This is a genomic window from Alcanivorax sp. HI0044 (assembly GCF_001634945.1).
Window position 1 is genome coordinate 1 of sequence record NZ_LWEZ01000414.1, and the last position, 776, is coordinate 776.

Below are 776 nucleotides of genomic sequence, written 5' to 3' on the forward strand. Positions count from 1 at the left end.
CCAGGGACCGCTCCAGACGAGCCAGGTGTTCTTCGAAGCGAAACAACACGCCGTTATAAGCAGGGATAACCTCGTAAATCCCGTCGGCAAACAGAAAGCCCCGGTCCATCGGGGAGATCTGAGCGTCTTCGGGGGCCATAAAGCGGCCGTTGAGATAAACCTGGGGCATGGTGAAAGGGCTCGACGTGAGAGTGACGGTACCAGTCTAGCGCACCTGCCTGGCCTGGATGCAAAACCGGCGCAGTGCCGGCTCGATAGGACGAGACGGACTGCGACGGTTTTCTATTGCATCAGGCGCCTGGCATCAAGCGTTCTGTGTTATCAGAACAGACCTTTGAAGAACAGCAGAATATGGTGCCAGAGCTTGGTGAAAATACCCGCTTCTTCGACCGGTTCCAGTGCGACCAGGGGCTTCTTGACCAGCACCTCGTTGTTCATGTTCACGGTCAGGGTGCCGTACTGCTGGCCTTCCAGGATAGGGGCTTTTAGTTGCGGGGTGACACTGATTTCCGCTTTCAGGTTTTCATGGCTTTCGCGGGGAATGGTCAGTACCAGGTCTTCCGCCAGGCCCAGACGCAGCTGATCCTGTTTACCCATCCACACATCCACGGTGTCTAGCACGTCACCGGCGCTATATGCCTTGTAGGTTTCGAAGAAGCGGAAACCGTAAGTCAGCAGTTTCTGGGATTCGCGGGCACGGGCGCTTTCGGAGGCGGTGCCCATGACCACAGCGATGAGTCGCATGTTGTCTTTCTTGGCGGAAGACACCAGGCAGT

At 56.7% G+C, this 776-nt stretch carries 1 pseudogene; it reads right to left on the reverse strand.

Annotation, left to right across the window (positions count from 1 at the left end):
* Positions 1 to 321: 321 nt before the first annotated feature.
* A pseudogene (locus tag A3730_RS05030) lies at positions 322 to 776 on the reverse strand (serine-type D-Ala-D-Ala carboxypeptidase); the annotation flags it as partial.